The 434-nt window shown below is 62.0% G+C and carries 1 protein-coding gene; it reads left to right on the top strand.

Going from position 1 to position 434, the window contains the following annotated elements; all coding sequences use genetic code 11:
* Positions 1-434: ATP-binding cassette domain-containing protein (locus AC2JF9_RS09535; RefSeq protein WP_500727298.1), on the top strand; the 434-nt coding region annotated here is incomplete at both ends.

Below are 434 nucleotides of genomic sequence, written 5' to 3'. Positions count from 1 at the left end.
ATATTCTTCGCTGAATCCGCGGCGCAGCGTCGGCGCCACAATTACCCAGCCTCTCGTCGTGCACGGGATTGGCACAAGCGCCGAGCGCGAGCACAAGCTAAATCAGATCCTTGACCTGGTCGGCTTGCCTCAGCGCGTGGCGGGAGTACTGCCGCACCAGCTCTCCGGCGGGCAGCGCCAGCGCGTCGCGATCGCCCGTGCCCTCATCATAGAGCCAAAGCTTCTGGTCTGCGACGAGCCTACTTCGGCGCTGGACGTCTCCGTGCAGGCGCAGATCCTCAACCTCCTGCAGGACCTTCGTGCGGAGCTTGGTCTTACGTACATCTTCATCACCCACAATCTCGCCGTGGTCGAACACATCGCCTCGCGCGTGGCGGTAATGTATTTGGGCCGGATCGTGGAGGAGGCGACCGTAGAGGATCTGTTCTCTAACC

The organism is Lactobacillus sp. C449L (assembly GCF_059900815.1).
This window is presented reverse-complemented; position numbering and strand designations above follow the sequence as displayed.